Below are 16,962 nucleotides of genomic sequence, written 5' to 3'. Positions count from 1 at the left end.
GCCCTGGCCACGACCTTGGTTGGATGCCCCGTATCCGCTGCGAAAGCCGGCGGGATCACTGGCGAGTGGGATGACTCTGGGTGCGTACCGGCAACTGCGTTGCACCGAGGTTATCCACGACTCCTACTACCAGGCATTCAGCCCATGTCCTTTAACCACTATTACCAAAGTGAACTCACGGCGTTGCGCCAGTTGGGTCGCCGCTTCGCCGAGCGTAGTCCGGCGCTGGCACCCTTCCTGGGACAGGCCGGGCGGGATCCGGATGTGGAGCGCCTGCTCGAAGGGTTTGCGTTTCTGACGGGGCGTTTGCGCCAGAAACTCGATGACGAACTGCCTGAACTGAGCCATTCGCTGATGCATCTGCTGTGGCCGAACTACATGCGGCCATTGCCAGCCTTCAGCATCTTGCAGTTCGAGCCATTGCAGCAGTCCGGGCCCGCTCAGCGGGTAGCGCGAGATACGCCGGTGGAGAGCCAACCGATCGATGAGGTTCGCTGTCGCTTTCGCACCTGCTACCCGACTGAAGTCCTGCCTCTTGACCTGACGGCGCTGAGCTACTCGGTCAAGGGCGATGGCGCATTGCTCAGCCTGCGGTTGCAGATGAGCTGCGACGGTCATCTCGGTGAGCTGAATCTGAGCCGCCTGCGCCTGCACCTGGCCGGTGAGCGCTACATCAGCCAGATGCTTTACCTCGGCCTGTTGCGCAACCTCGAGGGCATTGAACTGGTGCCGCTGGGGACGGGGGGTGTAGCGCTGCCCGGGGTCAATGGCGATCCCATGTCGTTCAAGATAGCGGGCAGCCATGTGCAGCCCGTGGGCTTCGCTGAAGAAGAGGCGTTGATCCCGTATCCGCTGAACACCTTCCGCGGTTATCGCTACTTGCAGGAGTATTTTGCCTTCCAGGACAAGTTCCTGTTCGTCGATCTCACTGGCCTGGACCTGCTGCAGGCATTGCCGCAAGACATCCTCAAGCAGATGCATGGCCTGGAACTGCGCTTTGACATTCGCAACAGCGGCGCCCAGCGCCTGCGTCCGACCCTGGACAACGTGAAGCTCTACTGCACGCCTATCGTCAACCTGTTCAAGCACGATGCCTTGCCGATTCGCCTCGATGGCAAGCAGGACGAGTACCTGTTGCTGCCCGGCAAATACGACCTGAAAAACTGCGGTGTATTTTCCATTGAGAGCGTCACCGGCTGGAAACCGGGCGGCCTGGGTTACCAGGCGTATGTACCGTTTGAGTCCTTCGAGCATGATCCGAGTTTCGACGTGCCGCAGAGCCGTCCGCACTACAGCATCCGCCAGCGCTCTTCGTTGTTGCACGACGGCCTCGACACTTACCTGAGCTTTGGCACCCGCCACACCGACGCCCAGGAAACCCTGTCGATCGAGCTGATGTGCACCAACCAGAACCTGCCGCGCCAGCTCAAGCTCGGCGACATCAACCAGTTGTGCGAGGAAACTCCGGAGTTCCTCAGCTTTCGCAACATCACCCCGGTCACGTCGAGCTACGCACCACCGCTGAACCGCGACTTCCTGTGGCGACTCATCAGCAACATGTCGCTCAACTACCTGTCGCTGGCCAACGTTGATGCGTTGAAGGTGATCCTCGAAACCTACGACTTGCCGCGCTACTACGACCAGCACCTGGAAAAGGTCAGCAAGCGTTTGCTCGGTGGGCTCAAGTCGATACGTCACCAACACGTCGACCGCCTGCACCGAGGCTTGCCGCTGCGCGGCTTGCGCACCGAGCTGAGTATCGATCCGCAAGGTTATATCGGCGAAGGCGATCTGTTCGTTTTCGCGTCGGTTCTTAACGAGTTTTTTGCTCTTTACGCCAGTCTCAATTCCTACCACGAGCTGCGAGTAAAAAGTACACAGGGAGAGGTGTACAAATGGGCACCACGCATGGGGCTGCAGCCCCTGCTTTAAGCCGGCTGAGCGAGGGAATACGCGAGTATTCGCTGTTTCAGGCGGTGCTGCTGGTGGTCGATCGATTACGCGACGCCCATCCGTACCTGAGCGAAGAGGAACTCTATGATCAGCTGGAGTTCCAGGCCAATCCGAGCCTGGGTTTTCCTGGCAGTGACGTCGATCGCGTGGAGTTTTTCGAAGAGTGCGGCCTGCTGCGCGCACGCCTGCGTTTCAACCTGATCGGGCTGTTCGGCGCGAGTTCGCCGCTGCCGGCCTTCTATGGCGAACAGGCCCTGGGCGATAGCGAGGAGGGTAACCCGACGCGCAATTTCCTCGATCTGTTCCACCACCGCCTGCAACGCCTGATGCTGCCGATCTGGCGTAAATACCGCTACCGCGCCAGTTTCAAGAGCGGTGCCCTCGACCCGTTTTCCGCCCAGTTGTTTGCCTTGATCGGCCTGGGTGGCGAAGACATCCGCCAGGCCCGGGAACTGAACTGGAAACGCTTGCTGCCGTACCTCGGGCTGCTCAGTTTGCGCGCGCATTCGGCGGCGCTGATCGAAGCCGTGCTGCGTTACTACTTCAAGCACGCGGACCTGGTGATCGAGCAGTGCATCGAGCGCCGGGTAGCGATTCTCGACGAGCAGCGCAACCGCCTGGGCCAGGCCAACAGCCAGCTCGGCGAGGACCTGGTGTTGGGCGAACGGGTACGCGACCGCAGTGGCAAGTTTCGCATTCATATCCGCCAGCTTGACTGGCAACGCTTCCACGAATTCCTGCCGATCGGTTTCGGTTATCAGCCGCTGTGCGCGCTGGTGCGCTTCACCCTGCGTGACCCGCTGGACTACGACATTCGCCTGGTGCTGCGCCAGGAGGAAATTCGTGAACTGCGCATTGGCGAGCAAAACGCTTGCCGCCTGGGCTGGACCAGCTGGCTGGGCCATGAACACGCCGATGGCGTGGTGACCCTGGGTAGCAAAATTCATTAAGGACGGATGAACATGATCAACGTGGACCTGCAACAACTGATTCAGGCACTGGACGCCGAAACCCGCCGTGACCTGGAGCATTGCGCCGAGCGTTGTGTGGCCCGTGGCGGCAGCAAGATCCTCGTCGAAGACCTGCTGCTGGGCTTGCTTGAGCGCCCTCAGGGCCTGCTCGCCCGTGCCTTGCAGGATGCTGAAGTAGACGCGGGCGAATTGAGCGCGGCGTTGCAGGCGCAGGTCGAGCACAGCGCTTCGCGCAACCCGGTGTTCGCCCCGGAACTGGTGCAGTGGCTGCAGGATGCGTTGCTGGTGGCCAACCTCGAATTGGGGCAGACCCAGGTCGAACAGGCGGCGTTGATTCTGGCGCTGTTGCGTAACCCGATGCGCTACGCGGGCAGCCGTTATCAAACGTTGCTGGCTCGGCTGGATATCGAACGGCTGAAGGCCTTTGCCTTGGCGCAGAGCGCCCCGGCGGCGACGGGTGTGAAGGCGGCCCAGGGCGAGTCGTTGTTGCAGCGCTTCACTCACAACCTCACCCAACAGGCCCGCGATGGCCAACTGGACCCGGTGCTGTGCCGCGATGATGCGATCCGCCAGATGATCGACATCCTCGCTCGTCGCCGCAAGAACAACCCGATCGTGGTCGGTGAGGCTGGAGTCGGCAAAACCGCCATCGTCGAAGGCCTGGCCTCGCGTATCGCCGCCGGTGAAGTGCCCCCGGTGCTCAAGGGCATTGAGCTGCTTGCCCTGGACATGGGCCTGCTGCAAGCGGGCGCCAGCGTCAAAGGTGAATTCGAGCGGCGCCTGAAAGGGGTGATTGACGAGGTCAAGGCCTCGCCAAAACCGATCATTCTGTTCATCGACGAAGCTCACACCTTGATCGGTGCGGGCGGCAATGCCGGCGGCTCCGATGCGGCCAACCTGCTCAAGCCGGCCCTGGCCCGCGGTGAGTTGCGCACCATCGCGGCGACTACCTGGACCGAGTACAAAAAATACTTCGAGAAAGATCCGGCCCTGGCCCGTCGCTTCCAACCCGTGCAACTGCACGAACCGACCGTTGCCGAGGCGGTGACCATCCTGCGTGGCCTGGCCCAGGTCTACGAGAAAAGCCATGGCATCTACCTGCGGGATGATGCAGTGGTGGCGGCAGCCGAACTGTCCGCCCGTTACCTCGCGGGTCGCCAGCTTCCGGACAAGGCCGTCGATGTGCTCGACACCGCCTGTGCCCGGGTCCGCATCAGCCTCGCTGCGGCGCCGGAAAGCCTGGAGCGCCTGCGCGGCGAACTGGCTGAAGGCGGCCGGCAGTGCCAGGCCCTGCGTCGCGATGCCGAAGCCGGTCTGGTCATCGACCAAGAGGCGCTGGATACCCTCGAGGCGCGTCTGGTTGACGCCGAGGATGAGCAGCAGGCACTGGAAAAACTCTGGAGCGAACAGCGTGGGTTGGCCGAGCGTTTGCTGGCACTGCGTCAGCAACTGGCCAAGGCCCGCGATTCGGCCAACCAAGAACCTGTGCTATCGGTGGCAGAAGACGCCGCAGGCACCGTGATCGAAATCCTCGAAGCACCTGTACCGGAAGGTCAAAGCGTGGAAGCGCTGGAAGCGGCGCTAAAGCAAACCCATCGTGCCCTGGGTGATGCACAAGTCCGCGAGCGTCTGGTCAGCTTCGAAGTCTGCCCGCGCTTGGTGGCTGAGGTGATCAGTGCCTGGACTGGCGTGCCCCTGGCGCAACTGGCCCGTGAGCACAACGCCAAGGTGGCGAGTTTCGCCACGGACCTGCGCCGCCGTATTCGCGGCCAGGAACAGGCCGTGCATGCGCTGGACCGTTCGATGCGGGCCACCGCGGCCGGGTTGAACAAACCGGATGGGCCCGTCGGGGTGTTTCTGCTGGTGGGGCCGAGCGGGGTCGGCAAGACTGAAACCGCCCTGGCCCTGGCCGACCTGCTGTACGGCGGCGAACGTTTTATCACCACCATCAACATGTCCGAGTTCCAGGAAAAACACACCGTGTCGCGGCTGATCGGCGCGCCGCCGGGTTACGTCGGCTATGGCGAAGGCGGCATGCTCACTGAGGCGGTGCGGCAGAAACCGTACTCGGTGGTGCTGCTCGACGAGGTGGAGAAGGCTGACCCGGATGTGCTCAACCTGTTCTATCAAATCTTCGACAAGGGCGTGGCCAACGACGGCGAGGGGCGTGAAATCGACTTTCGCAACACCCTGATCCTGATGACCTCGAACCTGGCCAGTGAACACATCAGCGCCTTGTGCGAGAGCGGTGAGCGACCGAGCGCCGAGCATCTGGAAGCGACCATCCGCCCGGTACTGAGCAAGCACTTCAAACCGGCCTTGCTGGCGCGCATGCGCGTGGTGCCGTACTACCCGGTGAGTGGCCCGGTACTGCGCGAGCTGATCGAAATGAAACTCGGTCGTTTGGGCGAGCGCCTGAACCGGCGTCAGCTCGACTTCAGCCATTGCCAGGACCTGGTTGATCACTTGGCCGAGCGTTGTACTCAAAGCGAGAGTGGCGCGCGCCTGATCGACCATTTGCTCGACTTGCACGTACTGCCGTTGGTGGCCGACCGCCTGCTGGATGCGATGGCCACTGGCGAGCACCTCAAGCGTGTGCACGCAACGCTCGATAGCAGCGGCAGCGTGGCCTGTGAGTTCGCCTGAGGTGGGGCTGATGTTCAGGCGCGTGCCGCAGCCGCTGGTTTATGCAGAGGCACTGCTGGCGCAATTTGCCGACTTGTCCCGTGCCGCGGAAGGTACGGTGCTGCTTGACGACTTTGTCCGCGCCGTGGCGCAGCTCAGTGGTTGTGAGCTGAGCCAGCTGTACCTGCTCGATGCCAGCCACACCTGTCTACAGCTCAGTGCCGAATGCCTGGACGGCTTATTGCAGCCGCGTGAAGTGACGAGCCAGCCGGCAGACTACAGCGCTGAGCCACTGCTGCAGTTCGCTCTGTGCCAGAACCGCGTGGTGAGCCTGGTGGGCTTGAGCCACAGCGTTCACGAAACCAGCTTCCTGCCAGCCCGCAGTGCGTCGTGGCAGTCGCTGTTGTGCGTACCGCTGGTCAACTCGCGCAAGGCCGTCGAGGGCCTGCTGCTGTGTGCCAGCCCTGAACATGACGACCTGCAGGTTTTTGCCGACTCGCTGGGGCAACTGGGGTCATTTGTCCTGGGGCAGTTGGCATTGCTGCGACGTTTGCGTTGCCCCCTGGGTGAGCCGGCTGTGGCTCTCCCGCCCGAGGTCATCACCAGCGGTTATGGCTTGATCGGCAACAGTTCGGCAATGCGCCAGACCTATCAACTGATCAGCAAGGTGCTGCACAGCCCTTACACCGTGTTGCTGCGGGGCGAGACCGGCACCGGCAAGGAGGTGGTGGCGCGCGCCATTCATGACTACGGTCCGCGTCGCTCCCAGGCATTCATCGTGCAGAACTGCGCGGCGTTCCCGGAGAACCTGCTGGAGAGTGAGTTGTTCGGTTATCGCAAGGGTGCGTTCACCGGCGCCGACGGCGATCGACCCGGGCTGTTCGACGCAGCCAATGGCGGCACCCTGTTGCTGGATGAAATCGGCGACATGCCGCTGTCCCTGCAAGCCAAATTGCTCCGTGTGCTGCAGGACGGCGAGATCCGCCCGCTGGGCTGCAATGACACGCACAGGATCGACGTGCGAATCATTGCCGCCACCCACCGCGATCTGGTCGCGTTGGTCGGCGAAGGCAAGTTCCGCGAAGACTTGTACTACCGCCTGGCTCAGTTTCCGATCGAGTTGCCGGCCTTGCGTCAACGTGAAGGCGACATTCTCGAGCTGGCCCGGCACTTCGCCGACAAAGCCTGTGCCTTTCTCCAGCGCGACCCGCTGAGCTGGTCCCCCATGGCCCTCAACCATCTGTCTGGCTACGCCTTTCCAGGCAACGTGCGCGAGCTCAAGGGCCAGGTGGAGCGTGCGGTCCTGCTCTGTGAAGGCGGCGAGCTTCTGGCTGAACATTTTTCACTGAGCATTGAAGTCCTGCCGCAGGACCTGAGCCTCAACCTGCGCGAGCAACTGGAGCACGTCGAGCGTCATCTGTTGCTCGATTGCCTGCGCAAGAACGCCGGCAATCAAACCCTGGCGGCCCGCGAACTGGGCTTGCCCAGACGCACGCTGCTGTACCGCCTGGGGCGCCTGAATATCAATCTTGGCGACTTCGAGGTGTAGCCATGCATGACGCATTCAGCCCTTTTTCGTACTGCTCGGCGCGCCCGCAAGGGCGGGCGTTTTGTGCACTTACCTATGGAGACCTTCTGATGTCTGTTCGTCACTGGCAAGCCGTCCTCTTGGCCCTGGTTGTTCTTGTTGGCCTCGGCGGCTGTAGCGGCAATTACAAATTCAACGACAGCACCTATCGCCCACTGGGTGATCCGCAGGCGGTCAATCGCGGTAAGTGAGCGCAAGGAGCATCACCATGGAACTGGTTTTTGAAATGCTGAATACCAAGCAGTTCGTGCCAGCGCAGTTGAGCAGCAAAACCTTCGGGCAGGCTGGTGGAGTCATCGGCCGGGGCGAGGATTGCGAGTGGGTGATTCCTGATCACCGGCGCCATTTGTCCAACCATCATGCGTTGGTCAGTTATCGTGATGGGCGGTTTTTCCTCACCGATACCAGTAGCAATGGCATCCAGGACAGTGGCAGCGGTGCGCGCCTGCGCAAGGGTGAACCCCAGCGTATCGAGCAGGGCAGTGTCTACGTGCTGGGGGATTTCGAGATCCGTGCGCGGCTGCTGCAAGCCCCGGAAACCTTCGAGCTTGAAGCCGGTCGCCCGCAGGCTGCCGGCAGCATCATTCCGGATAACGCTTTCTTTGATCTTGACCCACTCAAGGCGTTGCAACAGCAGGAGCAGAGCGGGGCGCAGCTTGACGAGCTGAGCGCGCTCAACCTGCAGCACCAGGAGTCCGCACCGCGAGCCGACTATGCCCGCATCGATATGGAACGCTTGCTGGTGCCGGAGCTGGTGGCGCCACCTGAGCCGCAGGCCGTGCCGGAAGCCCAGGAGGTGGCGCGTCAGAGTGAAACTTTCTGGCAGCGTTTCGCTGCAGTTCTGGGTGTCGATCTCAAGGGGCTTGATGATGACCACCGTGAGGCATTGGCAATCAATGCCGCGCGCTTGCTCAAGCAGAGCATTGGTGGCTTGCAGCAGAGTCTGCGGACGCGCCGCGAGCTGAAAAACGAGCTGCGCCTGCCCCTCACCACGGCCCAGGACCACAGTAAGAACCCGCTCAAGCTGGCTGCGGATGCCGAAACGGTACTGGGCATCCTGCTGCAGGGTAACAAGCCCGGGCAACTGCCCGCCGAGCAAGCAATTTCCCGTGCGTTCCGCGATCTGCAGGCGCATCAGGTGGCACTGCTCAGCGCCAGTCGCGCCGCGGTACGCAGCACCCTCGAACACTTTTCGCCGCAGCAGTTGACCCTGCGTTTCGAGCGCGATGGTCGCCAGCCGTGGCTGGCGACTTCCGGCAGTCGCTGGAGAGCTTACCGCCGCTATCACCAGACGCTGTGCCAGGACGCTGACTGGAATGAGCGCCTGTTGGCGCGGGATTTCGCCCAGGCCTATGAAGAACAGGTCCGTCTGATCTCCACCCTTCACATCGACGATCAAGGATGACCTGCATGTCTCACCGTACCCACCTGCTAAGCAAAGCCCTGGCTGCGTTGATGGCGCTGGCGCTGTTGGCTGGCTGTTCATCAATGTCGCCGTATTCGACCGTGACCAAGCTGAACCTGAAGCTGATCGCCAGCGACAAGCTCAACCCCGACCTCAATGGGCGTCCGTCGCCGATCGTGGTACGGCTGATGGAACTCAAGCATCCGGTAGCGTTTGAGAACGCCGACTTTTTCAGCCTCTACGAGCGCGCCAAGGAATCTCTGGCGCCGGACCTGGTGGCCAGCGAAGAGCTGGAGCTGCGTCCGGGCGAAAGCGTCGAACTCAAGCTGCGGGTCGAAAACGGCAGCCGTTTCGTCGGTGTGCTTGCGGCCTATCGCGACCTGCCGGAAAGCCAATGGCGCTATGTGGTGCAACTCACTCCGGTGGAGGTCACCGAGGCCAGTCTGACCCTCGACCAGTCTGGTATCCGCAACAGCCACGAAGTGTTCGCCCAAGCGGATGACAACTCATGAACGTGCATAAAATCATTTGGCAGGAAGGCATGTTGCTGCGGCCCCAGCATTTCCAGCACAACGATCGTTACTACGACTACCAGATGAAAACCCGCACCCAGTTGCTGAGCAGCTACAGCTGGGGGTTCCTGGCGCTGGAGATCGACCTGCAGTTTCTCAACATGGGCAAGCTGGTGATCAGCCAGGCCTCTGGGATCCTGCCCGACGGCAGTCTGTTCGAGCTAGGGGGCGACACCGAGCCGCTGGCCCTGGATGTGCCGCCCAATACGGGGAATACGCCGGTCTACCTGGCACTACCGCTGGTCACTGGCAACCATATCGAGTCACGTCGTCCAGAGCAGTCCGATGTGCTGGCGCGCTACACCGTCTACGAGGCGGAAATCGCCGACTCCAACGCCGGTGACGACTCCAGCAGCCAACTCAGCTGTGCTCGCCCGGACTTCCGTCTGTTGCTGGGTGAGCAGCAGAGCGAGCAGGCCTACGTCAAATTGAAGATCTGTGAAGTGCTGGACGCGACCCCCGATGGCGTGATCAGCCTTGATGCGGATTTTGTGCCGACCTTCCTGCACACCCATTCCTCCGCCTATCTGCTGTCGTGCCTGAAAGAAATCATCAGCATGCTCAGCCATCGGGGCGACACCATCGCCGAGCGCATTCGCTCCAACGGCAAGGTGGGTGGCGCCGAGGTTGGCGACTTCATGATGCTGCAACTGATCAACCGCACCGAGTTGCTGTTGCGGCATTACCTGGAGCTTCAGCATGTCCACCCGGAAGAGCTCTATCGCACGCTGCTGAGCATGCTTGGCGAGCTGGCGACGTTCGCCAGCGACAGCAAGCGCCCGCGACTGGACAGCCGCTATCAGCACAGCGACCAGGGCTTGAGCTTCCGCAAACTGATGGATGCGATTCGCCAGGTGCTGTCGATGGTGCTCGAGCAGCACGCCATCGAGTTGCTGCTGCAACCCCGCCAATACGGGGTGCTGGTGTCGCCGCTGCATGACCACAAACTGCTGGGCTCGGCCTCGTTTGTGCTCGCCGCCAGTGCCAACTGCGACTCCGAAGAGCTGCGGCATCGCTTGCCGGCGCACCTCAAGGTCGGGCCGGTGGAAAGCATTCGTCAGTTGGTCAACCTGCACCTGCCGGGGATCAAGGTCCGGCCCTTGCCAGTGGCCCCGCGGCAGATCGCTTTCCACTCCAATAAAACCTATTTCATCCTCGAACTCAGCCCCGAGGACTTGGCACAACTGGAGCGCTCGGGTGGTTTCGCCTTCCACGTGTCCGGTGAGTTCGCCGAGCTTGAATTGAAATTCTGGGCCATTAGGAACTGACCGACATGATCAAGGACATGGAACACCCTCAGGACGAAAAGACCGTCCTGCTTGACCGTCATGGACATGGCCCGGCGCAAAGCCCGCTGACCGACTTCGCTGAACCACCGCGTTTCGAACAGCTGGAAGAGCGGATGATCTATGCCGCGCGCCTGGGCCCCGCACAATCCTTCAGCGTCGGCCTCAACGCACTGGTGGCGGCGGCGTCCGACCTGCTGTCGGAAGTGGTTCGACTCAAGCACAGCGACACCGCTGAAGACCTGCCGGCGCTCAACGCGCGCCTGAGCGCCAGCCTCAAGCAGTTCGATGTGCGGGCCCTGCAAAACGGTGCGCAAAGTAGCCAGGTGATGGCCGCACGCTATGTGCTGTGTACGGTGGTCGACGAGGCGGTGGTGACCACCTCCTGGGGCAACGAAAGCAAGTGGTCGCAAATGAGCCTGCTCAGCAGCTTCCACAACGAAACCTTTGGCGGCGAGAAGTTCTTCCAGTTGCTGGATCGCTTGTCGAAGAACCCGGTCAAGCACCTGCCGATGCTGGAACTGATGTACCTATGCCTGTCGCTGGGGTTCGAGGGCAAGTACCGAGTCATATCCCGCGGCATGCTCGAACTCGAAGGGATTCGCGATGCGCTGTACCGGCAGATTCGGCAGTTGCGTGGCGATGTGCCCCGTGAGCTTTCGCCGCGCTGGGAAGGGCTGCGCGATCAGCGTCGCAGCCTGGTGCGCATCGTGCCTTGGTGGACGGTTGCGCTGTTCACGGTGGTGTGCCTGGTGGTGATGTACTCGGGGTTCGCCTGGGTACTTGGCCAGCAGCGCGAAAGCGTATTGCAGACTTATCAGCCGCTTGACTCGGTGGCGGTCCAGCCCCAGCAGTAAGACAGGGACGTGTGATGAATAATTTCTTCAAGAAAGCCGGCGCCTTCCTGCGCAAGACCTGGGTCTGGACGCTGCTGTTGGTGCTTTTCGTGGCCGTGCTGGTGTGGTTCGTCGGGCCGCTGCTGGCGGTCAACGACTATAAGTTCTGGGCCGGCGCAACCTCGCGCCTGCTGACCATCAGCCTGTCGTTCCTGCTCTGGGGCTTGGCGATGGTCTTCGTCAGTTGGCGCTCCGGAGTGCGCAAGAAAGCCGTCGAGGACAGCGAGGCAGGGCAGGAGCGCATCCATCGTGACGAGTTGATCGACCAGGAGCACAAGGAGTTGCATGAGCGCTTCAAGGACGCAATGCGCACCCTCAAGAGCTCAAGCCTGTATCGCGGCCGCAGCGAGCGCTGGCGCAATGATTTGCCCTGGTACCTGCTGATCGGTCCGCCAGACAGCGGCAAGACCAGCCTGCTGGATTTTTCGGGGCTGGAATTCCCACTCAACAAGATGGGCCGCAAGCTGACCCGCGACACCGTCGGTACTCGTCACTGTGACTGGTACTTCGCCGAGCATGGTGTACTGATCGACACCGCAGGCCGCTACCTGACCCAAGCGGCTGCCGACGTCGACGCCAGTGCCTGGAGCACCTTGCTCGGCCTGTTGCGCAGGCGTCATCGCGGTCGTCCACTGAATGGCGTACTGGTGACCCTCCCGGTGGAGGCACTGCTGAGCGATGATGAGCAGGCGCTGGATACCCTGGCGCACCAGGTGCGCATGCGCTTGCAGGAGATTCATCAGAAGCTGCACGTCGATGTGCCGGTCTACCTGGTACTCAGCAAGGCTGACCAACTGTCGGGGTTTGATGAGTTCTTTGACCAGATGAGTCGCGAGGAAAGCGATCAGGTACTCGGCACCAGTTTTGGCCAGGAACAAAGCGGCACCGATGTAGCGGTACTGCGCCAGGAGTTCGAGGAGTTGCTGCGGCGCTTGAACAGCCAGGTGATCATGCGCATGCACCAGGAGCGAGACACCCAGCGCCGTGGCCGCATCCTCGACTTCCCGCACCAACTGGGGCAGATCGGTGAGCGCCTGTGCCTGTTCGTCGACATGGCGTTCACCGGCAATCGCTATCAGCGGCCCACCCAGCTACGTGGTTTTTACCTGACCAGTGCGCCCCACCTGCTTGAACAACTCGATCAGGATACCGCCAGTATCGGTTCTAACCTGGGCATGGCGGCCGCTGTCCTGCCGACCCTGCGCAGCGGTCGGGCGCGGTTCATTCACCACTTGCTGAGCCGGGTGATCTTCCCCGAGGCCAACCTGGCCGGCCTGGACCAGCGTGAGCGCCGACGCATTCACTGGGGCCAGCGCGCCATGTATATCGGCGCCCTGGCAGCCCTGGCGGTGTTTGGCCTGCTGTGGACGGGGAGCTTCTCGGCCAACCACGGGCGCCTGGAGCAATTGCGTTCCCTGGCGCAGGCCTGGACCGAGCAACGCACGAGCCTGACTGCGCGTGACGATGCACCGACACTGCTCAAGCTTCTCGACACCCGCTATGCGGCCACTCAGGTCTTTGCGCCCGAGGGCAATGTGTCGTTGCATGAGCGTGGCGGACTGTATCAAGGCGACGCTAGCAATCCGCTGGTCCTGAGTGCCTATGAGCGTGAGTTGCAGGAGCAACTGCTGCCAAGAGTCGCGCAGATGCTCGAAGGGCAGATTCGAGCCAACATGCGCGACCGCGAACGCCTGCTCAACAGCCTGCGGGCCTACCTGATGCTGAACATGCAGGATCGCCGGGATCCGTCCCTGCTCAAGGACTGGGTGGCTCGAGACTGGTCCAGCCGCTATGCCGGCAACACGGCTTTGCAGAACGGCCTGAATGGGCACTTCGAGCGCCTGCTCGAGTTGCCGTTCAGTTACCCGCTCAACGATGCACTGGTGGGCCAGGCCCGTCAGGTGCTGCGCAGCGAATCGCTGGCCAACGTGGTCTACCGGGTGCTGCGCGAACAAGCCCGCAGCTTGCCGCAATACCGTCTGAGCCAGCACCTGGGGCCACAAGGTGGCCTGTTTGTCGGTACCGACTATGTGATTCCCGGTTTTTATACCCAGCAGGGTTATCAGCAGTATTTCTCGATCCAGGGCTCGGCCCTGGTCACCGATATCCTGCGGGACAACTGGGTGCTGGGCGAAGGCTCGGGAATCAGCGGCATGGATTTGCATCGGCTGATGGTCGAGCTGGAGCAACTGTACTTTCGCGACTACGCCAACCACTGGAGCGAAGCCGTGGGCCAGGTCAGCCTGCCGCCGTTCAGCGATGCCGGTGAAGGGGCCGAACAGCTGGCCAGTCTGACCGCGGCCAACTCGCCGTTGTTGCAGTTGCTGGTGGAGATCCGTGAGAACACCCGTTTCCAGAGCATTGTCGAGCCTGCTGACGAGGTCGCCGCGTCCGCGGACAAGGCGGCGGACCAGGGCGGCGTGCAGGGCAAGGTGCTGGCCGCCGTCGCGGGGAAGGCCCAGCAGGCGCTCGCCAAGAGCCTGCCGGATACGGCAAAGAAGGCGCTGCAACGGCGTTTCGAACCCCTGCATCGCTTGCTGGATGACAACAACGGCCCGGCGGCTGACCTGACCCCGGCGCTACAGGCGCTGAACGACCTGCAACTGCAGCTGTCCAGCCTGGCCAGGGCCAGCCAGCCTGACCAGGCCGCGTTCGAGATGGCCAAGGTGCGCATGAGTGGCCAGCGCGATGCTTTGAGCAGTCTGCGCAATGCCTCTGGGCGTCTGCCACGGCCGGTGAGCCTGTGGTTCAACATGTTGGCCGAAGACACCTGGCGTCTGGTGCTCAACGACTCGTACCAGTACCTCAATCAGCGTTATCAGAGCGAGTTGTACAGCTTCTACGGCAAGGCGATCAGCAAGCGTTATCCGTTCAACGCCCATAGCAGCAGCGATGTGGCGATCAACGATTTTCGCGAGTTCTTCAAGGCCCAGGGCATCGCCGAGCGTTTCTTCGACACCTACATCCGCGCTTTCGTCAGCGGTGATCCAGGCAGCTACCGCCTGCGCAGCATCGATGGCCAAAGCCTGCCGATCAACAAGGCCTACCTTGAGCAGATGGTCGCCGCGCAAGTGATTCGCCAGGGGTTCTTTGCCCAGAATCCGGCCGAGCCGCAGGTGCAGTTCAGGCTTGAGCCGTACACCCTCGATCCAGCGGTCAGCCGGGCCGAGTTCCGCTTCGGCAACCAGCAACTGGAATACCGCCACGGACCGATTGTGCCGATGTCCTTCAAGTGGCCGACCGATGCCGAAGAGGGTCGAGCCAGCCTGGTGCTGGACAAGATAGCCGGCCGGCCGATCGGTATCGAGAAAAACACCGGGCCCTGGTCATTGTTCCGTCTGTTCGACCTGATGCAGACCGAATACCTGACCGGTCGTGATGTACTGGTGCTCAAGGCTGAACTGGGTGGCTTGCGGGCCAATTATCTGTTGCTGAGCCAACGCACGCCGAACCCGTTCGAGATGAGCGTGCTGCGCTCCTTCCGTATGCCGGCGCAGCTCTGATGTGGGTTGCCAGTACCTGGCGCAGCGCCGCGCGGACCGATCCGGGCAAGGTTCGGCTGCGCAATGAAGATGCCTTTCTCGATTGCCCGGAGCAGGGGCTCTGGGTGGTCGCGGATGGCATGGGCGGTCATCAGAGCGGTGACGTTGCCAGCCAGTTGATTGTCGCCAGCCTGGCGGACCTGGCGCGGCATGACAGTTTCGAGGGCCGGCTCAACGACTTGCGCCAGTGCCTGCATTGGCTCAACCGGCGTCTGGGCCAAGAGTTGACGGTCACTGCCGGGCGGCATGACAGCATCGTTGGCAGTACCGTGGTCGCGCTGTTGCTGGAGGGCAACCGCGCAGCCTGTATCTGGGCCGGTGACAGTCGCTGTTATCTGTGGCGCGGGCAGTGCCTGTACCAACTGTCCAGGGACCACTCGTTGATGCAGCAACTGGTTGACGAGCAACAGCTGAGCCCGGAACAGGCCAGCGCCCACCCCGACGCCAATGCCCTGACTCGTGCGGTGGGTGCCAGCGAGCGCTTGACCCTGGATGTGCTGGAGTTCGAGGTCCGTGCGGGTGATGTTTTCCTGCTGTGCAGCGACGGCCTGTACCAGGGGCTGACCCGGGATGCGTTGGGCAGGGCCTTGAGCCTGGCGTCGCCGCGGATTGCCCTGGAACGCCTGTTCGAGGGGGCATTGCGCGGCTCGGCCCGAGACAATCTGACGGCTGTGGTGATTCGCCAATGAGTGATCTGAAACCCGATGGGGAGGATATTCTGGTCAGCGAGGCAGAGGCCAATGACTTGACCTATTTCGCCTTCGTCAAACCCAAGCCCGTTTCAGTCGCCGTGGCGCAGCCCAAGGGCAAGGGCCGCAGCCGGCGGAGGAAAGGTTCCAGGCCCAAGCCTGTGGAAGCTGCCCCGGTCGCCGCGGTGCCGGTGCTGCTGGCGGGTCGCTATCGACTTGAGCGTCTGTTGGGGGCAGGGGGCATGGGCACGGTCTATCGGGCGCGTGACCTGCTGCATGAGCAGTTTGGTGATCCCGATCCTTACATCGCGCTCAAGGTCTTGAGCGAAGAGTTTGCCGAGTCACCGGATGCAGGCCTGGTGCTTTACAGCGAGTTCGCCCTGACTCGACGCCTGTGTCACCCGAACATCGTGCGTCTGCACAGCTTTGAAGTGGATGCTCAATGTCAGTGCGCGTTCATCACCATGGAGCTGATGCGGGGGCTGACGCTGGACAAGCTGCTCTGCGAACACCCGAGCGGACTGCCGTGGAAAGCCCTGCAGGAGGTAGTCGTGCCGTTACTCGACGCCCTGGCCTATAGCCACGGACGTGGCGTGCTGCATGGGGATCTGAAGCCGAGCAACGTGATGCTCAGCGAAGAAGGCGTGCGCTTGTTCGACTTCGGCCTGGGCCAGGCCGAGGCGGGTGTCTTGCCTGGTTTGCCTCACCTGAGCCGCACCCGCTTCAATGCCTGGACCCTTGGCTACGCGGCGCCCGAATTGTTGGAAGGCGGTGCCTTGTCGGCCGCTGCCGATCTGTACGCCGTTGCTTGTGTGATCTTTGAACTGGCCACTGGCAAACATCCCTTCCGGAGGTTGCCGTCGACCCAGGCCCGTGATCAACGCCTGGATCGCACGCTGCAGGCGCCAAAGCATCTTCCCCGGCATTGCTGGCCGGTGCTGCGCTCGGCGCTGGCTTTCAATGTGCAAGAGCGCAGCGCCACCCTTGATGCACTAGTTGCCGCGATGCGTGGGGAGTCGCCCTGGTGGTCACGCTGGTGGTCTCGGTGCAGAGCTTAGGCCTTGAGCAACGGAGTCTTGATTGCTGTCTCCAGGTTGCCGGTCCAAGAACGATTATTGCCCTTGATGGCTTTTGGCCTTGATGCGCAAGAAGTTGCGCACTCCAATGGGGATAACCCTGTGGGTACATGGCTGTAGGCGAGATGGCTGGGGCTGTACAGAGGAGTGCGCAAGAAGTTGCGCAGTACTGCGCAACTTCTTGCGCACTTTCCATGGGATCTCGGGCCTGAAACAGGCTGTTGAATCATGGAAATACAGTAACTGATTGATTTGTAATTGTTATTTTTAAGCTGGCACAAGTCTTGATATGTCCCTGGAGCCCGGCCGGCCATTCAGGCCTCCGGTTTTCCGTATGTCCAAGCAAGGAGAGCAACAAT

Annotated in this window: 12 protein-coding genes; all 12 read left to right on the top strand. The window is 61.9% G+C overall.

Going from position 1 to position 16,962, the window contains the following annotated elements; all coding sequences use genetic code 11:
- Positions 1 to 144: 144 nt before the first annotated feature.
- Positions 145 to 1,932, top strand: coding sequence for a type VI secretion system baseplate subunit TssF (gene tssF / locus GV819_RS28300; protein ID WP_161759328.1), 1,788 nt, complete (start codon positions 145 to 147; stop codon positions 1,930 to 1,932).
- Positions 1,896 to 2,903, top strand: coding sequence for a type VI secretion system baseplate subunit TssG (tssG, locus tag GV819_RS28295; RefSeq protein WP_161759327.1), 1,008 nt, complete (start codon positions 1,896 to 1,898; stop codon positions 2,901 to 2,903). The genes tssF and tssG overlap by 37 nt, the downstream gene beginning before the upstream one ends.
- Before the next feature lie 6 nt (positions 2,904 to 2,909).
- Positions 2,910 to 5,570, top strand: a complete 2,661-nt coding sequence (gene tssH, locus GV819_RS28290) for a type VI secretion system ATPase TssH (protein ID WP_178125120.1) — start codon at positions 2,910 to 2,912, stop codon at positions 5,568 to 5,570.
- Between the two features lie 10 nt (positions 5,571 to 5,580).
- On the top strand, positions 5,581 to 7,098 hold the full coding sequence (locus GV819_RS28285; RefSeq protein ID WP_161759325.1) for a sigma-54 interaction domain-containing protein: 1,518 nt from the start codon (positions 5,581 to 5,583) through the stop codon (positions 7,096 to 7,098).
- 89 nt (positions 7,099 to 7,187) lie between these two features.
- Positions 7,188 to 7,328, top strand: coding sequence for a type VI secretion protein (locus GV819_RS28280; RefSeq protein ID WP_161759324.1), 141 nt, complete (start codon positions 7,188 to 7,190; stop codon positions 7,326 to 7,328).
- A 17-nt stretch (positions 7,329 to 7,345) separates the two neighbouring features.
- Positions 7,346 to 8,542, top strand: coding sequence for a type VI secretion system-associated FHA domain protein TagH (tagH, locus tag GV819_RS28275; RefSeq protein ID WP_161759323.1), 1,197 nt, complete (start codon positions 7,346 to 7,348; stop codon positions 8,540 to 8,542).
- 5 nt (positions 8,543 to 8,547) lie between these two features.
- The gene (tssJ, locus tag GV819_RS28270) at positions 8,548 to 9,054 is read left to right on the top strand and encodes a type VI secretion system lipoprotein TssJ (RefSeq protein ID WP_161759322.1); all 507 of its coding nucleotides are present in this window, start codon (positions 8,548 to 8,550) and stop codon (positions 9,052 to 9,054) included.
- On the top strand, positions 9,051 to 10,382 hold the full coding sequence (gene tssK / locus GV819_RS28265; protein WP_161759321.1) for a type VI secretion system baseplate subunit TssK: 1,332 nt from the start codon (positions 9,051 to 9,053) through the stop codon (positions 10,380 to 10,382). Before tssJ ends, tssK begins: the two co-directional genes overlap by 4 nt.
- A gap of 5 nt (positions 10,383 to 10,387) precedes the next feature.
- Positions 10,388 to 11,257: a type IVB secretion system protein IcmH/DotU gene (gene icmH, locus GV819_RS28260; protein WP_161759320.1), complete on the top strand. Its 870-nt coding sequence runs from the start codon at positions 10,388 to 10,390 to the stop codon at positions 11,255 to 11,257.
- Positions 11,258 to 11,271: 14 nt separating this feature from the next.
- On the top strand, positions 11,272 to 14,799 hold the full coding sequence (gene tssM / locus GV819_RS28255; protein WP_161759319.1) for a type VI secretion system membrane subunit TssM: 3,528 nt from the start codon (positions 11,272 to 11,274) through the stop codon (positions 14,797 to 14,799).
- Complete coding sequence (locus tag GV819_RS28250) at positions 14,799 to 15,527, top strand: PP2C family protein-serine/threonine phosphatase (protein ID WP_161759318.1); 729 nt, start codon at positions 14,799 to 14,801, stop codon at positions 15,525 to 15,527. Before tssM ends, GV819_RS28250 begins: the two co-directional genes overlap by 1 nt.
- The gene (locus GV819_RS28245) at positions 15,524 to 16,585 is read left to right on the top strand and encodes a serine/threonine-protein kinase (protein WP_161759317.1); all 1,062 of its coding nucleotides are present in this window, start codon (positions 15,524 to 15,526) and stop codon (positions 16,583 to 16,585) included. Before GV819_RS28250 ends, GV819_RS28245 begins: the two co-directional genes overlap by 4 nt.
- The last annotated feature ends 377 nt before the right edge of the window (positions 16,586 to 16,962 follow it).

Source organism: Pseudomonas sp. Fl5BN2, assembly GCF_009908205.1.
In the GTDB taxonomy this organism is placed as follows: domain Bacteria; phylum Pseudomonadota; class Gammaproteobacteria; order Pseudomonadales; family Pseudomonadaceae; genus Aquipseudomonas.
Note: the sequence above shows the minus strand (reverse complement) of the source record. Positions and strands in the feature narration are given on the sequence as shown.

What these genes read in the sequence shown, in the direction of transcription:
- tssF (WP_161759328.1), top strand. Translation starts at nt 145, where the DNA reads ATGTCCTTTAACCACTATTACCAAAGTGAACTCACGGCGTTGCGCCAG.
- tssG (WP_161759327.1), top strand. Translation starts at nt 1,896, where the DNA reads ATGGGCACCACGCATGGGGCTGCAGCCCCTGCTTTAAGCCGGCTGAGC.
- tssH (WP_178125120.1), top strand. Translation starts at nt 2,910, where the DNA reads ATGAACATGATCAACGTGGACCTGCAACAACTGATTCAGGCACTGGAC.
- GV819_RS28285 (WP_161759325.1), top strand. Translation starts at nt 5,581, where the DNA reads ATGTTCAGGCGCGTGCCGCAGCCGCTGGTTTATGCAGAGGCACTGCTG.
- GV819_RS28280 (WP_161759324.1), top strand. Translation starts at nt 7,188, where the DNA reads ATGTCTGTTCGTCACTGGCAAGCCGTCCTCTTGGCCCTGGTTGTTCTT.
- tagH (WP_161759323.1), top strand. Translation starts at nt 7,346, where the DNA reads ATGGAACTGGTTTTTGAAATGCTGAATACCAAGCAGTTCGTGCCAGCG.
- tssJ (WP_161759322.1), top strand. Translation starts at nt 8,548, where the DNA reads ATGTCTCACCGTACCCACCTGCTAAGCAAAGCCCTGGCTGCGTTGATG.
- tssK (WP_161759321.1), top strand. Translation starts at nt 9,051, where the DNA reads ATGAACGTGCATAAAATCATTTGGCAGGAAGGCATGTTGCTGCGGCCC.
- icmH (WP_161759320.1), top strand. Translation starts at nt 10,388, where the DNA reads ATGATCAAGGACATGGAACACCCTCAGGACGAAAAGACCGTCCTGCTT.
- tssM (WP_161759319.1), top strand. Translation starts at nt 11,272, where the DNA reads ATGAATAATTTCTTCAAGAAAGCCGGCGCCTTCCTGCGCAAGACCTGG.
- GV819_RS28250 (WP_161759318.1), top strand. Translation starts at nt 14,799, where the DNA reads ATGTGGGTTGCCAGTACCTGGCGCAGCGCCGCGCGGACCGATCCGGGC.
- GV819_RS28245 (WP_161759317.1), top strand. Translation starts at nt 15,524, where the DNA reads ATGAGTGATCTGAAACCCGATGGGGAGGATATTCTGGTCAGCGAGGCA.